At 57.0% G+C, this 20,956-nt stretch carries 16 protein-coding genes; 12 read left to right on the plus strand and 4 right to left on the minus strand.

The features are described from left to right. Positions 1-130: 130 nt before the first annotated feature. The 9 genes from uraA to IEV46_RS00950 all read left to right on the plus strand — a co-directional run bounded on the left by uraA (position 131) and on the right by IEV46_RS00950 (position 11,370). Positions 131-1,495 carry a uracil permease gene (gene uraA / locus IEV46_RS00910; RefSeq protein ID WP_188428844.1) on the plus strand — a complete coding sequence of 455 codons (1,365 nt, stop codon included), beginning with the start codon at positions 131-133 and terminating at the stop codon, positions 1,493-1,495. 165 nt (positions 1,496-1,660) lie between these two features. Continuing rightward, positions 1,661-2,584 carry an aspartate carbamoyltransferase catalytic subunit gene (locus IEV46_RS00915; RefSeq protein ID WP_188428847.1) on the plus strand — a complete coding sequence of 308 codons (924 nt, stop codon included), beginning with the start codon at positions 1,661-1,663 and terminating at the stop codon, positions 2,582-2,584. A gap of 1 nt (position 2,585) precedes the next feature. Further along, the gene (gene pyrC / locus IEV46_RS00920) at positions 2,586-3,881 is read left to right on the plus strand and encodes a dihydroorotase (RefSeq protein ID WP_188428849.1); all 1,296 of its coding nucleotides are present in this window, start codon (positions 2,586-2,588) and stop codon (positions 3,879-3,881) included. 28 nt (positions 3,882-3,909) lie between these two features. Then, on the plus strand, positions 3,910-4,998 hold the full coding sequence (carA, locus tag IEV46_RS00925; protein ID WP_188428851.1) for a glutamine-hydrolyzing carbamoyl-phosphate synthase small subunit: 1,089 nt from the start codon (positions 3,910-3,912) through the stop codon (positions 4,996-4,998). Continuing rightward, complete coding sequence (gene carB, locus IEV46_RS00930) at positions 4,991-8,212, plus strand: carbamoyl-phosphate synthase large subunit (RefSeq protein ID WP_188428853.1); 3,222 nt, start codon at positions 4,991-4,993, stop codon at positions 8,210-8,212. Before carA ends, carB begins: the two co-directional genes overlap by 8 nt. Further along, positions 8,209-8,955: an orotidine-5'-phosphate decarboxylase gene (pyrF, locus tag IEV46_RS00935; protein WP_188428855.1), complete on the plus strand. Its 747-nt coding sequence runs from the start codon at positions 8,209-8,211 to the stop codon at positions 8,953-8,955. Before carB ends, pyrF begins: the two co-directional genes overlap by 4 nt. Next, complete coding sequence (pyrE, locus tag IEV46_RS00940; RefSeq protein ID WP_188428857.1) at positions 8,948-9,538, plus strand: orotate phosphoribosyltransferase; 591 nt, start codon at positions 8,948-8,950, stop codon at positions 9,536-9,538. Before pyrF ends, pyrE begins: the two co-directional genes overlap by 8 nt. A gap of 127 nt (positions 9,539-9,665) precedes the next feature. Further along, entirely contained in the window at positions 9,666-10,061 is a 396-nt protein-coding gene (locus IEV46_RS00945) for a hypothetical protein (RefSeq protein WP_188428859.1), read from the plus strand. Between the two features lie 349 nt (positions 10,062-10,410). Next, complete coding sequence (locus IEV46_RS00950; RefSeq protein ID WP_188428861.1) at positions 10,411-11,370, plus strand: polysaccharide deacetylase family protein; 960 nt, start codon at positions 10,411-10,413, stop codon at positions 11,368-11,370. A 166-nt stretch (positions 11,371-11,536) separates the two neighbouring features. Here the strand turns inward: IEV46_RS00950 and IEV46_RS00955 are convergent, their stop codons facing one another. After that, the gene (locus tag IEV46_RS00955) at positions 11,537-11,914 is read right to left on the minus strand and encodes a DMT family transporter (RefSeq protein ID WP_188428863.1); all 378 of its coding nucleotides are present in this window, start codon (positions 11,912-11,914) and stop codon (positions 11,537-11,539) included. Positions 11,915-12,376: 462 nt separating this feature from the next. Here IEV46_RS00955 and IEV46_RS00960 point away from each other — a divergent pair, with 462 nt between their 5' ends. After that, complete coding sequence (locus IEV46_RS00960) at positions 12,377-12,625, plus strand: hypothetical protein (protein WP_188428865.1); 249 nt, start codon at positions 12,377-12,379, stop codon at positions 12,623-12,625. 180 nt (positions 12,626-12,805) lie between these two features. Here IEV46_RS00960 and IEV46_RS00965 read toward each other — a convergent pair whose 3' ends face one another. After that, the gene (locus tag IEV46_RS00965) at positions 12,806-13,801 is read right to left on the minus strand and encodes an N-acetylmuramoyl-L-alanine amidase (RefSeq protein WP_188428867.1); all 996 of its coding nucleotides are present in this window, start codon (positions 13,799-13,801) and stop codon (positions 12,806-12,808) included. A gap of 207 nt (positions 13,802-14,008) precedes the next feature. Then, positions 14,009-15,715 (minus strand): Rqc2 family fibronectin-binding protein, encoded by a 1,707-nt coding sequence (locus tag IEV46_RS00970; protein WP_188428869.1) that lies wholly within the window; start codon positions 15,713-15,715, stop codon positions 14,009-14,011. A gap of 303 nt (positions 15,716-16,018) precedes the next feature. On the opposite strand from IEV46_RS00970, the gene IEV46_RS00975 reads away from it, so the two are divergent. Both IEV46_RS00975 and dapF read left to right on the plus strand, forming a co-directional pair. Then, on the plus strand, positions 16,019-18,724 hold the full coding sequence (locus IEV46_RS00975; RefSeq protein ID WP_229735851.1) for a calcium-translocating P-type ATPase, SERCA-type: 2,706 nt from the start codon (positions 16,019-16,021) through the stop codon (positions 18,722-18,724). A gap of 142 nt (positions 18,725-18,866) precedes the next feature. After that, positions 18,867-19,706, plus strand: a complete 840-nt coding sequence (gene dapF / locus IEV46_RS00980) for a diaminopimelate epimerase (protein ID WP_188428873.1) — start codon at positions 18,867-18,869, stop codon at positions 19,704-19,706. 118 nt (positions 19,707-19,824) lie between these two features. Here dapF and IEV46_RS00985 read toward each other — a convergent pair whose 3' ends face one another. Further along, entirely contained in the window at positions 19,825-20,868 is a 1,044-nt protein-coding gene (locus IEV46_RS00985; RefSeq protein ID WP_188428875.1) for a YeiH family protein, read from the minus strand. Between the last annotated feature and the right edge of the window lie 88 nt (positions 20,869-20,956).

Here is a 20,956-nt window from a genome sequence, read left to right on the forward strand (position 1 = left end):
GCCCTTTAAGGCGGTCCCGTGAGACCGACAAGGGAGGCGGTACCTTGGTGTGTTGTTAAACATGCACGGGGATCAAACCTCTCTGTCGGTGGACGGAGAGGTTTTTTGATGAGGAAAGGGAGGAAACACCATGAAAACCATGGTTCTCGATGTACACGAAAAACCGAAAGCATGGAAATGGATCGCTCTCAGTCTGCAACATCTGTTCGCCATGTTTGGTGCGACGATCCTGGTCCCGCTGTTGACCGGACTGCAGCCGGCGGTTGCTCTTTTGTCCAGCGGGGTGGGGACCCTTGCATACCTGATCATCACCCGGGGCAAAATCCCGGCCTATCTGGGCTCATCCTTCGCTTTCATCGTTCCGATCATCAGTGTTTCAAAAACCGAGGGCATGGGAGCCGCCCTCTTTGGGTGTTTCCTGGCCGGGATTGTCTACGGAGTGGTTGCCCTGATTATCACCCGCTTCGGATCCGGCTGGTTGCATCAGATGTTGCCGCCAGTGGTGATCGGTTCGGTGGTGATTGTGATCGGCCTGTCTCTGGCGGGAACCGCCGTCGATATGGCCAGCACCCATCAGATCACGCAAACACTGCCGGACAATGTGAAGGATTTCCAATCACTTCCTGGCACGGTGGAGAGCATTGATGAACAGGCGGGCACCGTCACGCTGAAAGTATACTCTCTGCAACATTTCGGTGTGGCTCTGGTCACACTGTCGATTGCGGTGATCGCCAGTCTGTTCTTGCGGGGATTTCTCAATCTGATCCCGGTTCTGTTGGGGATTGTTGGAGGCTATCTCACCGCTTTGGCCGCTGGGATGGTGGATCTCTCCCCCGTCCGGGAAGCAGCCTGGTTCGCTCTGCCCCGGTTTACGACACCGGAAGTCTCCTGGACGGCGGCCCTGGTGATCATCCCTGTCGCTTTGGTGACCCTGGCCGAACACATCGGTCACCTGATGGTCACCAGCGGCATCATGAACCGGGATCTGACCAAGGACCCAGGACTGCACCGCTCCTTGCTGGGCGACGGAGTGGCCACCTCCATCGCTTCCCTGTTTGGTGGGCCGCCCAACACCACCTACGGGGAAAATATCGGGGTGATGGCTATTACCCGCATCTTCAGCATCTGGGTGATCGGGGGGGCAGCAGTGATTGCCATCGGCTTCTCCTTCATCGGAAAATTGTCTGCCTTGATCTCCACCATTCCTTCCCCAGTGATGGGAGGTGTCTCCATCCTTCTCTTCGGCATCATCGCCTCCGCCGGTCTGCGGATGTTGGTGGAAAACCGGACGGACTTCGATGATAAGCGCAATCTGGTGATCGCCTCGGTGGTGCTCGTCATCGGCGTTGGCGGGGCAGCACTCAAGTTTGCCGGCCTTAATTTCGAAGTGGAGGGCATGGCTTTGGCCACCCTCACCGGGATTCTGCTCCATCTGATCCTGCCCCGTTCCAGCGAAGACAAAGGAAAATCGGAGGCAGCCACCCCCGCTGCCTGATCATTGAATATAAAGCACAACCTTTAAATCCGGCCCTGTGAGGCCGTGGAAGGAAGTGTTTGGATAAGCGGTTGGGCCGTGGCCCGACCGGGCTGAAGCATGCCCACAATTCCGACTCCTTCCTCCTGGAAGGAGTCTTTTTTATCACCGAAGGAGGGGTTATCCATGGTTCAAACCCGGATTCGGACCGGCCATCTGATCGATACAGACCAACTGAGCCGGAAGGAGATGGAGGCGCTGTTTGAACGGGCGAACGCCATCCGCCGGTTTCCCGATTCCCACAGGGGACGCTATGGGGGGCGTTTTGCCGCCAACCTGTTCTTCGAGCCCAGCACGCGGACGCGCCTCTCCTTTGAAGTGGCGGAGCGGAAGCTGGGGATGGAAGTGCTGCGCCTGGATGAAGGCAGTTCCAGTTCAGTCAAAGGGGAATCCTTTTATGACACCCTTCGCACCCTGTCCTCTGTCGGGGTGGATGTGGCTGTCATCCGTCACACCGGGGGAGGATTGTTGGCGGAGATGGCGGCCCGTTCGCCGGGGATTGCTCTGGTGAATGCGGGTGAAGGGAAGGGAGGTCATCCCACACAGGCACTCTTGGATTTGTTCACCCTCCACAGTCATTTTGGAGCGCTGTCCGGTCTGCGAGTGGCGATCGTGGGGGATTTGCGGCACAGCCGGGTGGCCCGGTCCAACCTTCGGGCGTTGCAGGCATTTGGTGCCCGGCCGGTGTTGAGCGGTCCGGAGTCGATGCGGGATCCGGCTTTGGAGAAGGATGCCCCTTATCTGCCGATGGATGAGGCGCTCCGGCAAGCCGATGCGGTGATGATGCTGCGGATTCAGCTGGAGCGGCACCGGGAAAAACTGATCACCTCACCGGAAGAGTACCGCAGAAAATTCGGTCTTACCCCGGAACGGTTGGAGATGATGCCCTCCCATGGGGTGATCCTTCACCCCGGCCCCGTCAACCGGGGTGTGGAAATCGACGGGGAGCTGGTGGAACATCCCCGGTCCAAGATATTTGAGCAGATGGAAAACGGTGTCTGGATCCGAATGGCTGTGTTGGAGCGGGCTGTCGAAGGAGGAATGATGTAAAATGAATACCCTGCTTTTGAAAAACGGTCAACTGTTGGACCTCGATACAGGAGAAACAACTATCGCCGATGTGAGGATTCGGGATGGAAAAGTGGATCGTATCGGGCGGGAACTTCCGGGGGAAGCGGATCAGGTGCTGGATCTGGCCGGCAAGCTGCTGATTCCGGGTCTGATCGATCTGCACATTCATTTGCGGGAGCCCGGTTTTGAGGAGAAAGAGACGATTGCCACCGGTACCCGGGCGGCGGCACGGGGAGGTTACACCGCAGTCGCCTGTATGCCCAACACCCGGCCGGTGACGGACACCCCCGACGGAGTCCGACGGATTTTGGAGATCAATGAGCGGGAGGGGTGTGGGGTGCGTGTTCTTCCCATCGCCGCCATCACCAAAGCCTCCTCCGGGGAAGAGTTGACCGACATGGCGGGGTTAAAGGAAGCGGGGGCGCTGGGGGTCTCCGATGATGGAGTGGGGGTGCAGAGTCCTCGGATGATGAAGGCGGCGATGCGCCGTGCCGCCGCCCTCAATCTTCCGGTGGTGGCTCACTGTGAAGAGGAAGATTTACTGGTTCCCGGAGCTTGTGTCCATGACGGGGATTTCGCCCGTCGCCACGATCTGCCCGGAATTCCGGGAGAAGCGGAATCGGTTCATGTGGGCCGGGATCTTCTGCTGGCGGAAGATACCGGGGTTCATTACCACGTCTGTCACATCAGTGCGGAATCTTCCGTCCGGCTGGTGCGGGAAGCCAAAGCCCGGGGACAGCGGGTGACCGCCGAGGTGACACCGCACCATCTGCTGTTGTGTGAAGAAGACATTCCGGGGCCGGATCCCTTGTTCAAGATGAATCCGCCCCTTCGCTCCCTCCGGGACCGGGAGGCCTTGATCGAAGGCTTGAAGGATGGGACCATCGATTTTATCGCCACCGACCATGCCCCCCATACGGCAGAGGAGAAAAGAGAGGGAATCCGGGAAGCTCCCTTTGGAATCGTAGGTCTGGAGACGGCATTTCCTTTGTTGTATACCCACCTGGTGCAGACCGGTGAGCTGACCCTGGCTCAGCTGGTGGATCGGATGACCCGGCTTCCGGCTCTGGCTTTCGGACTTCCCTGGGGCGTGTTGGAAGAGGGCGGCATCGCCGATTTGACCGTGGTGGATCTGACAGCGGAGCGTGTTATCGATCCAAAAAAATTCGCTTCCAAAGGGAAAAATACTCCCTTCGCCGGGTGGAAGGCGAAGGGATGGCCGGTGATGACTTTGGTGGAAGGGTGGATCATCCATCAGGATCCGGAGTTGAGTTGAGAAGAAAGAGAACTGGGGAGGGAAAGCCATGGAGGCCCGTCTGTTATTGGAGGACGGAACGCGCTTGGAGGGGCAAGCCTTCGGAGCGAAGACGGAGAAACTCGGAGAAGTGGTGTTCAGTACAGGGATGACGGGGTATCAGGAGGTGCTGACCGATCCTTCCTGTTGCGGACAAATGGTCATCATGACCTATCCCTTGATTGGAAACCGCGGCATCAACCGGCACGATTTCGAATCCAAGCAGTCCTTTATCCATGGATTGATTGTGCGGGAGCACGCCACCTCCCCAAACTATTGGCGGAATGAACAAAGCCTGGATTGTTGGTTGAAAGAAGGCGGGATTCCGGGGATCGCCGGTGTGGATACCCGGATGCTGACCCGGAAGATCCGGGCATTTGGCACGTTGAAAGGGGTTTTGTCCACAACGGGAGCCCCTTGGGATGTCCTGGCTGAAAAGCTGGAAGCCGGTTCTGTGATGAGAGACCAGGTAGCCCGGGTCAGCACCCGAACCATCCATTTCTCGCCAGGATCCGGTCCCCGGGTGGTTCTGATGGACTTTGGGGCCAAGTACGGGATTCGGCGGGAGCTGACCCGCCGGGGTTGCGATGTGGTCGCGGTGCCTTGGGATACTTCGGCGGAGGAGATCAAACACCTCGGCCCCGACGGGATCCTCCTTTCAAACGGACCCGGAAATCCCAAGGATGTACCTGGGGCGATCGCCACTGTGGGCATTCTGTTGAAGCAATACCGCCTGTTTGGAATCGGTCTGGGCCATCAACTGTTCGCCCTGGCTGCCGGCGCAGATACGGAGAAGATGAGGTTTGGACACCGGGGTTCCAACCATCCCGTCAAAGACCTGCAATCCGGAAGGATCCATATCACCTCTCAGAATCACGGGTATACGGTGCGAACAGACTCTCTGGATCAGACGGATCTGACCTTGACTCACATCGCGTTGAATGATGGCACCTGTGAGGGCCTGGCCCATAAACACCTCCCGGCTTTCTCAGTCCAGTACCATCCGGAAGCCGCACCGGGACCCCACGATTCCGGGGAGCTTTTTGACCGGTTTCTGAAATTGTTAAATCTGAATCGGGAGGGGATGGCACGTGCCTAAAGATCATACGCTGAAAAAAATTCTTGTGATCGGATCCGGCCCGATCGTGATCGGTCAGGCGGCGGAATTTGACTATGCCGGAACCCAGGCTTGCCAATCCCTGAGAGAAGAGGGAGTGGAGGTAGTCCTGGTCAACAGCAATCCGGCCACGATTATGACGGACATCGATGTGGCGGACAAGGTTTATATCGAACCGATGACTCCCGAGTTCCTCACCCAAGTGATCCGCAAAGAACGTCCCGACGGTTTATTGCCCACTCTGGGGGGGCAGACGGGCCTCAATCTGGCGGTGGAGCTGGCAGAGTCCGGTGTTTTGGAGCGAGAGGGAGTGCGTCTGTTGGGAACTGATCTTCGGGCTATCAGCTGCGCCGAGGACCGGGAGCAGTTCCGCCACCTGATGCAAGAGATCGGAGAACCGATACCGGACAGTGAGATTGTCCACTCCGTGGGGGAGGCGGTCCGATTTGCCGAGAGGACCGGTTACCCGGTGATCGTTCGCCCCGCCTATACATTGGGTGGTTCCGGCGGAGGAATCGCCGAAACGGAAACAGAGCTTCGGGCAACGGTGGAAAACGGAATCCGCCACAGTCCCATCGGACAATGTCTGATCGAGCAGAGCATCGCCGGGTTCAAGGAAGTGGAGTATGAGGTGATGAGAGATGCCGCAGACCATGCGATCGTGGTTTGCAATATGGAGAACTTCGACCCTGTGGGGGTTCACACAGGTGACAGCATTGTCTTTGCCCCCAGTCAAACACTGTCCGACCGGGAGCACCAGATGCTCCGCGACTCCGCCCTGAAGATGATCCGTGCCTTGGATATTCGTGGCGGCTGCAACGTGCAGTTTGCCCTCGATCCGGAAAGTTCCCGGTATTATGTGATTGAAGTCAATCCCCGGGTGAGTCGCTCCAGTGCCCTGGCATCCAAGGCGACAGGGGTTCCCATCGCCCGGATCTCTGCCAAAATCGCCCTGGGCTACCATTTGGATGAGATCCCCAACCCGGTGACGGAACAAACCCGGGCCTGTTTTGAGCCGACGTTGGACTATGTGGTCACCAAAATCCCTCGCTGGCCCTTTGACAAGTTTGTAGGAGCCAACCGGAAACTGGGAACGCAGATGAAGGCCACGGGAGAAGTGATGGCCATCGGACGGACTTTGGAAGAGTCCCTGTTGAAGGCGGTCCGCTCCTTGGAGATCGGACTGGATCACCTGCAACTTCCCGAGGCGGTGGAGATTCCGGTGGAAGAGTTGCAAAAGCGCCTGGCGGTCCCCGACGATGAGCGGCTCTATCTGGTGGCGGAATGGTTCCGCCGGGGCGGTTCGGTGGAAAAGGCCCACGCCTTGACCCGGATCGATCCCTTTTTCCTGGGGAAGATCGAGGGAATCATTCGCCTGGAACAGGAATTGTCAGCGATGAAAACCTGGGATTCGACACTGGTGAAACAGGCGAAGCGAAGCGGTCTGACTGATGCCGCCATTGCCCGTCTGACCCTTCTGGAGGAAGGGGAAGTCCGGAAGCGGAGACAGAAAGCGGGCATCCGCCCCGTCTACAAAATGGTGGATACCTGTGCCGCCGAGTTTGAGGCAGCCACCCCTTACTATTACTCCACCTATGAACAGGAGGATGAGGTGGTGTCCACCGAACGTCCCAGGGTGATAGTCCTCGGTTCCGGTCCCATCCGCATCGGACAGGGGGTGGAATTTGATTACGCCACCGTCCATGCTATAAAGGCCATCCGGGCTGCCGGTTTGGAAGCGGTGATCATCAATAACAATCCGGAGACGGTTTCCACTGATTTCAACATTTCCGACCGTCTGTACTTTGATCCCCTGTACACCGAAGATGTCCTCAATATCATCGAGAAGGAGCGGCCACTGGGGGTGGTGGTCCAATTCGGGGGGCAGACCTCCCTCAATCTGGCCCGGGATTTAAAGGAGCACGGGGTTCCTTTGTTGGGAACCGACCTGGAAGCGATTGACCGGGCCGAGGATCGGGAAAAGTTTGAGCAGCTGTTGGGAGAAGTGGGGATTCCGCAGCCACCGGGAACTGCAGTCACCTCCGAACTGGAAGCTCTGTCGGCGGCCCGGGAGCTGGGTTTTCCCGTCCTGGTCCGACCTTCCTATGTGCTGGGGGGACGGGCGATGGAAATCGTCTACAGCGAAAGCGAACTGAAAAACTACATGGATGAGGCGGTCAAACTCAACCCCATGCACCCGGTCCTTATCGACCGCTATCTTCAGGGAAAAGAGATTGAAGTGGATGCCATCTCCGACGGTGAAGGGGTGTTGGTGCCCGGAATCATGGAACACGTCGAGCGGGCGGGAGTTCACTCCGGGGATTCCATCGCCGTCTATCCGCCCCGTTCGATCACAGAGGAACAGAAACAGCGACTGGTGAACATGACGACCGAGCTGGCCCGGGCCCTTCAGATCAGGGGGCTGATCAATATTCAGTTCGTTCTGTATGATGAGGAGCTCTATGTCCTGGAGGTGAACCCCCGTGCTTCCCGAACCGTCCCTTTCCTCAGCAAAGTGACCGGGATTCCGATGGCACGTGCCGCCACCCGGATCATGCTGGGAGGATCGCTGGCGGAGCAGGGTTACCCGGAGGGTTTGTGGCCGGAGAAGGGAGAGACGGCGGTGAAGGTGCCGGTCTTCTCCTTTGCCAAACTGCGCCGGGTGGATGTCACACTGGGTCCCGAGATGAAGTCGACAGGTGAAGTGATGGGGCGTGACCGGGATTATGCCCGGGCGGTTTACAAGGGATTGTTGGCTGCGGGGATCTCCCTGCCCCGGTTTGGCACCGTGGTCGCCACCATCAGTGACAAGGAAAAAGAGGCATCGGTCCCTCTCTTCCGTCGTTTCCACAGACTGGGGTACCGAATCATCGCCACCAGCGGCACGGCGGAGCTTCTGGAAGCCGCCGGTCTGCCGGTGGAGCGGGTGAACAAATTGAAGGACGGCTCTCCCCACATCCTGGATCGGATTCGGCAGGGAAAAGTCGATCTGGTTGTGAATACCTGGACCCGGGGGAAAACCCCGGAACGGGACGGGTTCCGGATTCGGCGGGAGGCGGTGGAGCACGGCATCGCCTGTCTGACTTCCCTGGACACGGTGGATGCCCTTCTCTCCACCCTGGACTCCATTTACATGACAGCGGAGCCCATGGATCATCCTGTGAAACCAATCCGCGGAAAGCTGGTGACGACATGATCTGCCCGATCGAATCGAAAGCCGATTCCCCGGTGATCATCGCCTTGGACTTTGCCTCTCCGCTGGAGGCGGATCCTTTTCTCGCTCTGTGGGGAGGGAGGGAAAAACCTTTTATCAAGGTGGGAGTGCAACTCTTTTACGCGGCGGGGCCGGTCTGGGTGAAGGAGCTCGTGGAAGCGGGGTACTCGGTTTTTCTCGACCTGAAACTGCATGACATTCCCCATACGGTGGCCGGTGCCGTCAGGTCCCTCACCGGTCTGGGGGTTCGCCTGCTCACCCTTCATGCTTCCGGGGGACGGACGATGATGGAAGCGGCCCGGGAGGCAGCGGAAGCTTCCTCCGGTCCGGAACCTCCTCGACTGTTGGCGGTCACCCAGTTGACCAGTACTGATGACCGGATGTTGAACGAAGAGCTGGGCATTTCCGGATCAGTGCGGGATTCCGTCCTCCGCCTGGCCCGTCTGGCTCACCGTTCGGGGATCGACGGGGTGGTCTGCTCCGGGGAAGAGGCGGGCTGGATCAAAGAACAGGTATCCGGGGAGATGTTGACCGTGACCCCGGGGATCCGACTGGATGGACAGGAAAGAGGAGATCAAAAACGGGTGATGACGCCGGAGGCTGCGGTCCATGCCGGTGCCGATCTGTTGGTCGTGGGGCGCCCCATCACCCGGTCCGCTGATCCGGTGGCCACTTATGAGGCCATTGTGGAACAAATCAAGAAAGGGAGGGGTCACCGTGAATAAAAGGCAAACATGGCGGCTGGAAGAGGCGATGGAACGGACAGGAGTGCTGAAAGAGGGACATTTCTCCCTCTCCTCAGGCCGACACAGCGCTTGGTATATGCAGTGCGCCCAACTGCTCCAACATCCCGGGGAAGCAGAGGCGGCGGGAACAGCCTTGGCAGAGCTGTTCCGGGGCCAAAAGGTGGATGTGGTCGTCGGTCCCGCCCTCGGCGGAGTGATTATCGCCCATGAAACGGCACGTGCTCTCGGAGTGCGCTGTCTGTTCGCCGAACGGAAAGAAGGGAAGATGGTCCTGCGACGGGGCTTCACGCTCCACCCGGGGGAGCGGGTGCTGTTGACGGAGGATGTGGTTACCACCGGCGGCTCTGTGGGGGAAGTGGCTGACTTGGTGGAAGCCGAAGGCGCTGTAATGGTGGGCATCGCCTCCCTGGTCGACCGCAGCGGCGGCCGGACCTCTTTCCGGGTTCCATTTCGCTCCTTGCTGCAGCACACAATTGAAAGCTTTGACCCTGCCGACTGCCCTTTGTGCAAACAAGGGCTACCTGTGGAACAGCCGGGAAGCCGGCAGACAGAAAAAGTGTAACCCCCATTCCAACCGTTTCCGGGGATGCTCCACGGAAGCGGTTTTTTCGTCTATTCCTCCGGTATGTTGCCACCCCGACCCCAGTATACTGAAGAATGAACATGGTATCGGGACGGGAGTTGAAGAGATGATCCGTTGGTTTCGAGCGGTGACGATATTGTGGGCGGGGGCTTTTGTCTTGATGTTGATCGGACTCTGGTTGGAAACGGCGCTCCATGTGGCAGCTGGATCGATGTTTGCCCTCTATGCGGGGAAACGGGTGTGGAACTCGCCTTCAGTGGTCCAGTCCGTCTACTTGATTCCGCTTGTCTTGGCGGCAGGAGTGATCTGGTGGGGGCTGGATCTGTCACTCCACTCCCATGAAGTGGGCATCTTGTATGTTCACGGAGTGATCCCATATATCCGGCACACTTTGTCAGTGCTGTTCTCTTCTGAGGGGGTCTGGTTCAGTCTGTTGACCTGGCTCAACCTGGGCTTGATGGGGGGGATCGTGTTCGTGCTGGAGAAGAGACAGAGCACCTGAGTTTTGAAAACCGGCTCCTGTCAGATTTTTAAGGTCAACCCGTCTATGGAAGGAGTTGTGAAAAACTACGCCACAGGAGGGTTGGTTTCACATGGGGTGTCTTCGGCTCTCCAGAACTTTTGCACGGAATGTGAAACCCCATCCCGACTGACTCAGAAAACACTAAAATCCAAGGATTCCAGGGTTTCGTGTCCGATGGGTAGATTTCTCTTGAAAAGTTTTGGAACCTATGAGACTCTCTTAATAAAAGAGTGTTAAACTCTTGTGTGGGCACAAGGAACTCTCGTTTTTGAACAGAACAAACAGAATGGTTGTTGGATCAACAGAGAGAATGGGAGAGGACTTAGTTATGAAGGGGACCTTGTTGCGCACGGGGCTCTTTTTGTTTATGGCCACCTGGGTGGGCTTTTCCACAGCCTGGAATGCTTCCTATGCGAGCCAAGCGGGGAAGCGATTCCTAACTGCTTCGGAGGAAAAGTCTACGGGGGCGGTGAAGACGCCTTCTTCCAGGTCCGAGTCCCGGAAAACGCAAGGGGAGACAGGAGATCGCGAACTGGAAAAACAAGCTCCAAAAGAGGAAATCAAGCAGAAACCGGAGTCACAGCAGGCGGTTCAGAAACAGCCGGAGGAGAAGCAGGTCGCCCAGGGGACGGAAGGGGCCCGGGAGAAGGCAGAGAAGAAGGCGAACCTCCCGCTGGTAGTTTACCAGGGACCGACAGAGAAGAAACAGGTGGCCCTCACTTTTGATGATGGTCCGGACAGGACTTACACGCCCCGGGTGCTGGATATACTCAAACGGGAACAAATTCCGGCCACCTTTTTTGTCGTCGGGAAAGAGGTGAACCGAAACGGGGAGGTGGCCCAACGGATCGTCTCCGAAGGTCATGTGATCGCCAACCACACTTGGAGTCACCTGTATCTGCCCGGCCTGCCCGACAAACGTGTCCAGGGGGAGCTGAACCGCACCGTCCAGGCAGTGCAACAGGCGACCGGCAAAAAGATGTCCCTGATGCGCCCACCCTACGGGGCAGTGAAAGGGAAAGAAGAACGGATCACCCATACCGGACACCGGATCATCAACTGGGATGTCGACACCCGTGACTGGAAGCCGGGACGCACCTCTCAACAGATCTTGTCGGCGGTGAAAAAGCATACGGTTCCGGGAAGTATCGTCCTGATGCACTCCGGCGGAGGCAACCGCTCCGCCACAGTACAGGCTCTGCCTGAGATCATCCACTATCTGAAACAACAGGGGTATGAGTTTGTCACTGTGGATCAAATGTTGGATGTCCCTGCCTACATAGACTGAATTACAGAAACCCGGCTCCCAGGAGCCGGGCTTTTGGCGTGGATTTGGGTTTCAAATGGTGAAGTGGAAGTGGAAAGGGGGCTGAAATGGAGTTGCGCCTCCCCGCCGGGGGTACTCCTCTGCCGTTGGAGGCGGTTGGCCGCCCAGATAAAGGAGAGGACCCGCCTCAATCCCCATCGACGGTTTCCACCGGATGCCGATCTGGATCAGGTGAGTCCGATGCACCGGATCCTTCTCCCAGATTGAGCCCGATCACCCCGAGAACGATCAGCAAAATCGAGCCGGCTTTCCACCAAGTCATCGATTCCTGGAAAATCAGATACCCGATCACGGCGATGGCAGCCGTGCCCAGACCGGACCAGACGGCGTATGCGACGCTTACCGGCACGTGCTTCAATGATAACGTCAGGCCGGCAAAGGCCAAAATATAAAAAACAACCATCCCCAGGGAAGGCCACAATTTGGTGAATCCATAGGAGAGCTTCATCGACATGGTACCGGCAACTTCGAAAAGGATGGCAAAGATCAAATAAACCCAATGCATGTGAATTCACATCCTTTACTGAATCCGGATCGACAGCCGGGATTGGGAGAAAAGGAGTTTCATGTAGATGTTATATGAACGGGTCGGCCAAGGCAATATGACAGAAGTCTATCCTCTGGATGAGGACGGATGATCAAGATTTTTGCAAACGGGTTGAGATGAACAATTGAGATCCCTGAATAGGAAAGAGAGTGAATGAGAGCAGTTGAAGGCGGGAGAGTCTTCCGGACAGATGTGGTGACAGCCATATTTCAGGTGGGAAACAGGGGGGCGGCCGCCACCTTCCCGTCCTCAAAACCACCTCCTGGTCATCGACAGTCCGATCATATGAGAATCAGGACTCATTCTGGGATCTGCCACAATTTAAGGTTTGTGGAGATCCCGCGGGATGACCAACCATACGCTTATCGTATCCCTGTCATAAGGTATACAGAAAAGCAGATGGGAAGGAGGTCATCCACCATGAGAGGAAGCCATCCCAAATACCGGTCTGCCCCCCATCGCGTGCCAGTCCGTCGCAGCCAGCCGGTTCCGATGGTTCGGACCGCCAACGGGTATGCTGTCCCGATGCAAACAAAAGTGGCTTTGGGGAAAGGAAAACCGAATCCGAAGACGGAGGAGGTACTATTTTTCTTTCCACCGTTTTTCTTCCCACCGCCTTTCTTCTTTTTCGGTCCCTTCAGCCCCTTCGGTGCAAGATTTTTCATCTAAAAGAACATTCCCCTATGAAAGCCCCCGTCATTTGTGACGGGGTTTTTTGTTTTTTCGTCCCCCATCGCTGATACACGAGCCTCATAACGTGATCGGACGGATGCCGGGGGATCGGCTGTTTTTACAGAATCCCCGATTGGGATATAATAGAAAACCGGATGAAACACGCTTGGATCAGATTCACTGATTGACCAAACTCATATACCAGTTCCAATCCCACAATGGACCGGGGTCGGTGTGTGTGGCGCCGGGGACTTGATTGTGTCCGATGATGTGATTCCGATCCCGGGGAATGCCGTAAGTGTCACACAACCATCGGGTGAGGGCGGCGGAAGAGCGGTACAGGGAGTCTGTGTACCATCCCGGTTGCTCGACGTACCCTTCATGTTCGATCCCGATGCTGTGCACATTGTAATCCCAGTTGCCCGCATGCCAGGCGATATCCTTGTTTTGAACCATCTGGGTGACCTCTCCGTCACTGGAGCGGATGACGTAGTGGGCGCTGACATTGGAGTCCGGGTTTTGAAACCAACTGATCGAGCCGGCATAGGAACCCTGGGTAGTGTGAATGATCACATACTGGATCCGTTTCCCGTCTCCCTCACGGTTGGCGGCGGTGTAGTTACTGCTGTGGGCGGCGATCCAACGGGCGTTGGGGTAATCCGGGGTGGATTTTTTCCCGATCGGTTTTTTTGCTTTCTCATATTTACCTTTGTATGGTTTTACCTTTGTGGGGGATAAGAGGAGGGTTTCCCCTTTCACCTTTCTCTTGGCTCCGCTTTGTATCACCTGGAAGACTTCATCCGTGTAAATGCGGGTGACGGCTTCATCCTGATACCCGGCGTACTCCGCCACCACGGTATACCATTGTCCCAGCTTCTCGGGCAGGTGACCGCCGTTCTGTTTCTTGGCAATCCAAGCCAAAACGGCGGCACCGCCCCGGATGTTCAGGGGGATCTCTGTTTTGAGACGTTCCGGGGATTCGCCCAGCAGGCGGCTGGCTTGTCCCAAGGTGTGATGGTTGGGGTTATCCACCAAGTGCATCATCCCGTACCCATTCAGGTGGCTGGGTTGGCCTTGGTGATCATTCCAGCGGGTTTCTGCATAGCTGACCGCCATCAGCAACTGGACCGGCACATCAAATTCCGCTGCGGCTGCCTCAAAAGCGTGTTGCAAAAAGTAGTGATCCTCAGAGGCCCACACCTCCGGGGAGATCAGAAGAGTGACGACCAGCACCATTTACCAGTAAGTACGTACATCCTCTTTTGAACATCACAAACTCCCTTCCGATACTTCAGTCATCAGAATAGATTGAATTCAAGAATACACATTTCCTTCCATACTTTTGAAAATGAAAAGGAGGCCGGCGGCCTCCGTTGCGGGTCAACCCTGTTTCAATTTGCGGATCTCACTCTCTTCCGGCGTGACATAGAGCGTTTTCTGCTCTTCGTAGATGACAAAGCCGGGAGGGGTGCCGGAAGGTTTCTTCACATGCTTGATCAAGGTGTGATCCACCGGGACCTGACTGGATTCCCGGGCTTTGCTGTGCCAAGCGGCCAGCATCGCCGCCTCATGAAGAGTCGCCTCCCCGAAATTCTTTCCCCGGATGACCACATGGGAGCCCGGGATCTCTTTGGTATGAAGCCAAGTATCGGTGGGGGAGGCGATCCGGTGGGTGAGGAGATCGTTCTGCTTGTTGTTCCGCCCCACCAGTATCGGAATCCCTTCCGATGAAAAGTAAGTCTCCGGTTCCGGTTTACGGGTCTGTTTTTTACGCTTTTTTTGCGGTTTGGCCTTGAGCCAACCTTCCTCCTGAAGCTCCTCCTTGATCTCTTCCGCTTCCCGGGGACCGGCATCCTGCAATTGGACCAGGACGGTTTCCAGGTACTCGTTTTCCCGGCGGGTTTTTTCGGTCTGCTCCCGGTTCCATTTCCGAGCGGATTTGGCCTTGTTGTACAGCCGGAAGTAACGCTGGGCGTTTTCCGAGGGGGTGAGCCGGGAGTCGAGGGGGATGGTCACCTCCGGTGATTCCGGGTCATAGTAGTTGACAACTTTCAGCCGCCGATCCCCCCGCTTCACCTGGTGCATAAAGGAAGTGAGGAGTTCCCCATAGATTCGGTAGGTCTCCGCCTTTTCAGTCTCGGACCATTCCTGTGTCAGCTTCGCAATCTTGGTTTCATTTTTGTCGAGGATGTTTTTCAGATTTCGAATCAGATCGTGGTTTTGTTGCCGGGCCCGGTCCCGTTCGGCTTTTCCATGAAAAAAGGATTCCAGGCAACGGCTGACTGAATCGAAGGTTTCCCGTTCCCCCTGGAGATGGGTGAGGCGGATGACAGAGAAAGCCGGTTTGCGGTCATACACGATTTGGGGATGGTACAGGTGGTTTTGGACCTCATCCATCAAGTGGTGAAAAGCGGACCAAAGTTGTTCCCGATCCCCCAGACCGCTCCGGTGAAGGATCTCCCGGGCGGTCTGGGGGCCGATCCCGGCAAACCGGGCCACGATCTGTCGGTCCAGTTTTCCCTGATTGAAATGGAGGGAGCGTAGAAACTCTTCCCGGTCGGCAGACAATGGATCTTTTTTGTCCTGCTCCGGAGGGGCCTGGTAGAGGAGACCTGGCATCACCTGGCGGTGACGGCTGATGTCCGGGGTGACCCGCCGGATGCCGTCCAGAATTTTCCCTGAGGCCGGATCGATCAGGATGATGTTGCTGTGCCGTCCCATCACCTCCACCACGAGGCGGCGGATCACTTCGTCCCCCAGCTCATCCCGGCCGCGAAGATCCACATGTACGATCCGTTCCATCCCGATTTGGCGGATTCCCTCGATCACACCCCCTTCGCAGTGTTTCCGCAACAACATGCAGAACATCGGCGGGGCCAGGGGGTTTTCCGTCGGCTCTTTCGTCAGGTGAAGGCGGGGATAGGCGGGGTGGGCCGACAGGAGCAGTCGCCGATTCCTGCCGCCGGCGCGGACATGAAAGATCAGATCCGTTTCCCCCGGCTGATAGATCTTGGTCACCCGGCCCCCGATCAGCACCTCCTCCAACTCGTGAACCACAGCCCGGATTGCGATTCCATCTATGGACATCGGTTATTTCACCTCTCATTGCAGCGGGAAAAATCTATCTTTCAGTATAGCATGAAGGATTCCATTCTGTGGACTCGATCACAAGGTTTGAAGAGGGGAGGACGGATCGTTTTCAGGGTTACAAATCCCGACTCCCGGTTGAAAAAAACCAACATCTTCAAGTCTGCCGAGTTCCGGACCCACCCAACGTCTCTTTTTCCCCGGGCATGATTCACAGCCTGTCTGAATATGGTTAGCATGAGATGCATTTGGGACAAAGGGGGAGGGAACGTGTCGGAAGGCAGCCGTTATCTGGACTGGGACATGGAGAAGTTGACCACCCACTTTGATGTGGATCCGGCTGAAGGGCTGGAGCATTCAGAAGCGGAGAAACGACTGGAAAAAGTGGGGCCCAACCAGCTGGCCGAGGGGCAGAGATTATCCCCGCTGGCTCTGCTGTTAAACCAATTCAAGGACTTCATGGTGCTGGTGTTGCTGGCAGCCACACTGGTTTCCGGACTCCTGGGGGAATATACCGATGCGATCGCCATCATCGCCATCGTCCTGTTGAACGCTGTCCTCGGGTTTATTCAGGAATTCCGGGCGGAGAAATCTTTAAAGGCGTTGAAGGAGTTGTCCGCCCCCATGGCCCGGGTGAAGCGGAACGGTTCCTGGAAGCGGATTCCGGCGGCGGAGCTGGTACCGGGAGATATCGTCTCCATTGAGAGTGGGGACCGGATTCCCGCTGATTTGCGCTTGATCCACGCGGAGAATCTGTACATTGAAGAATCGGCTCTCACCGGGGAGTCGGTACCGGTCAGCAAGACCGGCGGTGTCATCCGCGGCGGAAAGGAGATTGCCCTGGGAGATCGGAAAAATATGGCCTTCCTGGGGACAATGGCGGTTCGGGGCACTGGGGTCGGGGTGGTGGTGTTCACCGGGATGAAGACGGAGATGGGCAAGATCGCCCACCTGATCCAAACCACGGAATCGATGCAGACCCCTCTGCAGAACCGGTTGGAGCAGTTGGGGAAAGTATTGATCGTTGTCTCCCTGTTCCTGACGGCAGTGGTGGTGTTGACCGGGATCGTTCACGGGCATGATGCTTACAAAATGTTCCTCGCCGGTGTCAGTTTGGCGGTGGCCGCGATCCCGGAGGGATTGCCGGCGATTGTCACCATCGCTCTGGCCCTCGGGGTGCAACGGATGATTCGGCGGCGGGCCATTGTCCGCAAGCTGCCGTCCGTAGAGACCTTGGGGTGTGCCTCGGTGATCTGTTCGGATAAGACCGGAACTCTCACCCAGAACAAGATGACCGTCACTCATTTGTGGCTGGACGGGCGCCAGTTGGAAGTGTCGGGATCCGGCTATAAGCCTGAAGGGGAATTCATCTTTGACGGCCGAAAGGTGAATCCCGGCAGAGACCCGGGGTTGAAGCGACTGTTGGAGGTAGCGGTCCTCTGCAACAATGCCAGGCTGATCCGGGAAAGCAGCCGGGAAGGCATGCTCCGACGGAAACAGGAGAGCTGGCGGGTGGACGGGGATCCCACGGAAGGGGCACTGATGGTGGTCGGAGCGAAGGGGGGGCACACCGGGGAAGCCCTGGAGAAAGAATGGAAGCGGGTCCGGGAGTTTCCCTTTGATTCAGAACGGAAAATGATGTCTGTTCTTGTGGAAAAGGGGAAAGGTCAGCGCGTGCTGATGACCAAAGGTGCTCCCGATGTGCTGCTGAACCGGTGCACCCACCTCCTGCGAGGGGGGCGTCCGGTTCCACTGACTGAGGCGATGCGGGAGAAGATCTTGTCCCATAACGATCAGCTGGCAGCGATGGCTCTTCGAAACCTGGCCTTCGCTTACCGCGAATGGAAAGGGGTCGAGCCCGGCCGGGAGACTGAGGCAGAGCGGGAGTTGGTGTTTGTCGGTCTGGCCGGGATGATCGATCCTCCCCGGGAAGAAGTGAAAAAGGCGATCCGAACCTGCCGTCGGGCCGGAATTCGGACCGTGATGATCACCGGGGACCACCAGACCACGGCCGTGGCCATCGCTCGGCAGTTGGGAATCTTGACCGAGGGAGGGCTCACGGTCAGTGGAAATCAACTCCAGCGGATGAGCGACCGGGAGTTTGAACAGAAATCCAAAAACATACAGGTCTATGCCCGAGTCTCTCCCGAACACAAACTGAAGATCGTGAAAGCCCTGCAGAAGGACGGGGATGTGGTGGCGATGACGGGAGACGGGGTAAACGATGCACCGGCGATCAAGGCGGCGGATATCGGGATTGCCATGGGAATCACAGGAACGGATGTGTCCAAGGAGGCCTCTTCCCTGATCCTGTCTGATGACAACTTTGCCACCATTGTCTCGGCGATCGAGGAAGGGCGCAGTATCTACGACAATATCCGCAAATTTATCAGTTACCTGCTGGCCAGCAATGTGGGGGAGATCTTGGTCATGTTTTTGGCGATGTTGGCCGGAATGCCCCTGCCCTTGGTCCCGATCCAGATTCTCTGGGTCAATCTGGTCACCGATGGACTTCCGGCGATGGCCTTGGGAGTGGATCCTGCAGAAGAGGACACCATGGACCGGCCGCCCCGCAACAGCCGGGAAAGTATTTTTGCCAGAGGGGTCGGATGGAAAATTGTCTCCCGGGGTCTGCTGATCGGAACTTTCACCCTGGCCTCTTTCTGGGTGGCGTATCAGGAGGCACCGGATGACCTGGTCCGGGCCCAGACCATCGCTTTTGCCACCTTGGTGTTGGCCCAGCTGATTTATGTTTTCGACTGCCGCAGCAGTCAGTCGGTTTTCCATCGCAACCCCTTGAACAATCTGCCACTGGTGTTGGCCGTCGTTTCCTCGGCTTTGTTGTTGCTGGTGGTGATGTACTATCCCCCGTTGCAGCCCATTTTCCATACCGTATCTCTGGGCTTCAGGGAATGGGCCTTGGTGGTTGCGGCATCGGCGCTTCCCACCCTGCTGGCAGGGCTGATCGATCTCATCCGGCCTGTCCGGCAGCCGGTTCATCATGGATGAGCCGTTGAAAAAAGCGCCTTCCTGGGTTATGCTCAATGCATATCCCATGAAAGAGGAGAGATCCGATGGTGCCATGGGTAACATCGGATTCTTCTTGATCCCGGAAAGGAAGAGAAGGCGTTCTGTGGGGGCGCCGTGAGTGATGCGATTTACAAAAATGCACGGATTGGGTAACGATTTTATCGTGGTTACAGAACACACCCTGCCAAAGGAGGCCCCGGAGCTGGCTCGTCGCCTGTGTGACCGTCGCTTGGGTGTGGGGGCCGACGGTTTGGTCTTTCTTCTCCCGTCCCGGGCGGGGGACGTCCGGATGCGGATTCTGAATGCGGACGGAAGTGAGGCGGAACAGTGTGGCAACGCCGTCCGTTGCGTGGCCAAGTACTATTATGAACGGATTTCCGGAGAGAAGAAGGAGATCATCGTGGAGACGGGAGCGGGTCTGCAACCGATCCGGCTGGAAACCGACGGGAGTCAGGTGGAGGATATATGCGTCGATATGGGACAGCCGATCCTGGAAGCGAGCCGGGTCCCGGTGGCGCTGGAAGGAAAGCAAGTGGTGGATCATCCCGTGACGATCGGGGAAAAGAGTTTCCGGTTTACTGCGGTCTCCATGGGCAATCCCCACGCGGTGATCTTTGTGGATGATGCCGCCGATTTTCCGGTGGAGACTTGGGGTCCCCGACTGGAGACTCATCCCCTTTTCCCCAATAAAACCAATGTGGAATTTGTGACGATTCACTCTCCCCGGGAACTGGAGATGCGGGTTTGGGAACGGGGTGTCGGGCCCACCCTGGCCTGTGGCACCGGGGCCTGTGCCTCCCTCGTGGCGGCAGTCCTAAACGGAGCCGCTGACCGTCGGGCACGGGTCCGTCTCAAGGGCGGCGATCTGGAAATCCAATGGAGCGAAAGGGATGACCGGGTCTACATGACCGGTCCCGCCCGGATGGTCTTTGAAGGGGAGTGGGGGGAGGAGTTCAGCTGAATCCGGTTTGAAAGCAAACACTTGTTTGATCTCCCCGATCAAACAAGTGTTTGCTTTTCTGAACTCCCGATCGTGGTGGAATGGGGGATGGAAATCAGGGGTTCCGGTTCCGGACCTGTCAAGTGACAAAGAAGGTGACAACGGAGAGCAGAACCGAAGTGATAACCATGGCGATGAGAGGGCGGAGGGCCTTGTTGCGCAAATCCCGAAGATGGACGTTGAGACCGAGACCGACCATGGCCATGGTCAGAAGCAAGCTTGCTGCATTGGACAAGCCCTCCATCACACTCTCCGATACGGGAATCGCTTTGCCAAGGAGATAGGTTCCGACGAAACTCATCAGGATAAATCCGACGAGGAACCACGGAAACTCGATGTTGGCACGGGCCTCTCCGGCGTGTTTCCGTTTCATCCAGTATATGAGGATGAAACACAGGGGGACCAGGAGGAAAACGCGGCCCAATTTCGCCAACAGTGCGATGGCCAGTGCATCCTGACCGGCGGGGGCGGCGGCCAATGCCACATGGGCGATCTCATGAAGGCTGATCCCGGACCAGATCCCGTATGAGACACTGTCCAGGGGCATCAAGGGTTTGATGAGCGTGTAGCCGATCGCAAACACAGTGCCGACCAGGGCGATGATGCCGACACTGATCGCCGTATCCTCATCCTCAGTCTTCAGAATGGGAGAGACGGCGGCAATGGCGGCGGCACCACACACCCCCGTACCCACTCCGAGGAGAAGGGAAACAGTGGTGTTCGCCTTCAACCAGCGGGCCAACAACAGGGTCAACCCGATGGCGAACAGGATGGTCCCCGCTCCCCGCACCAACAGGGGCAACCCGTCATGAAGCACGACTTCGATGTTTAACCGTAGCCCATACAGGACAATCGCAATGCGGAGCAATTTTTTGGAGGAAAATTGAATCCCGGAACGGATCGATTCCGGGTAACCTGAAAATTGGCGGAAAGTGACAGCAATCACTATTGCGGAGGCCAAGGGACCGATCCGATCAAACCCGGACAAATGGGATAAACCGTAACCCAACACAGCAATGACAAAGGTGAAGAAGATGCCGCCGATCCATCCTTTCCAGCGGCTCGTGCCGGAGGATTTGGTCTCCATATCCGGATGTTGCACACTTAGGGTTTGCTCTGACATGTGACCCCTCCTCTCGCTCTTTAATTAACGTAAGTGATTTTCGCTTATAAGTGAAATAAATTATATAAATATGGGCCATAAGTAAAAT

The organism is Kroppenstedtia guangzhouensis, from assembly GCF_014637345.1.
Classification (GTDB): domain Bacteria; phylum Bacillota; class Bacilli; order Thermoactinomycetales; family DSM-45169; genus Kroppenstedtia; species Kroppenstedtia guangzhouensis.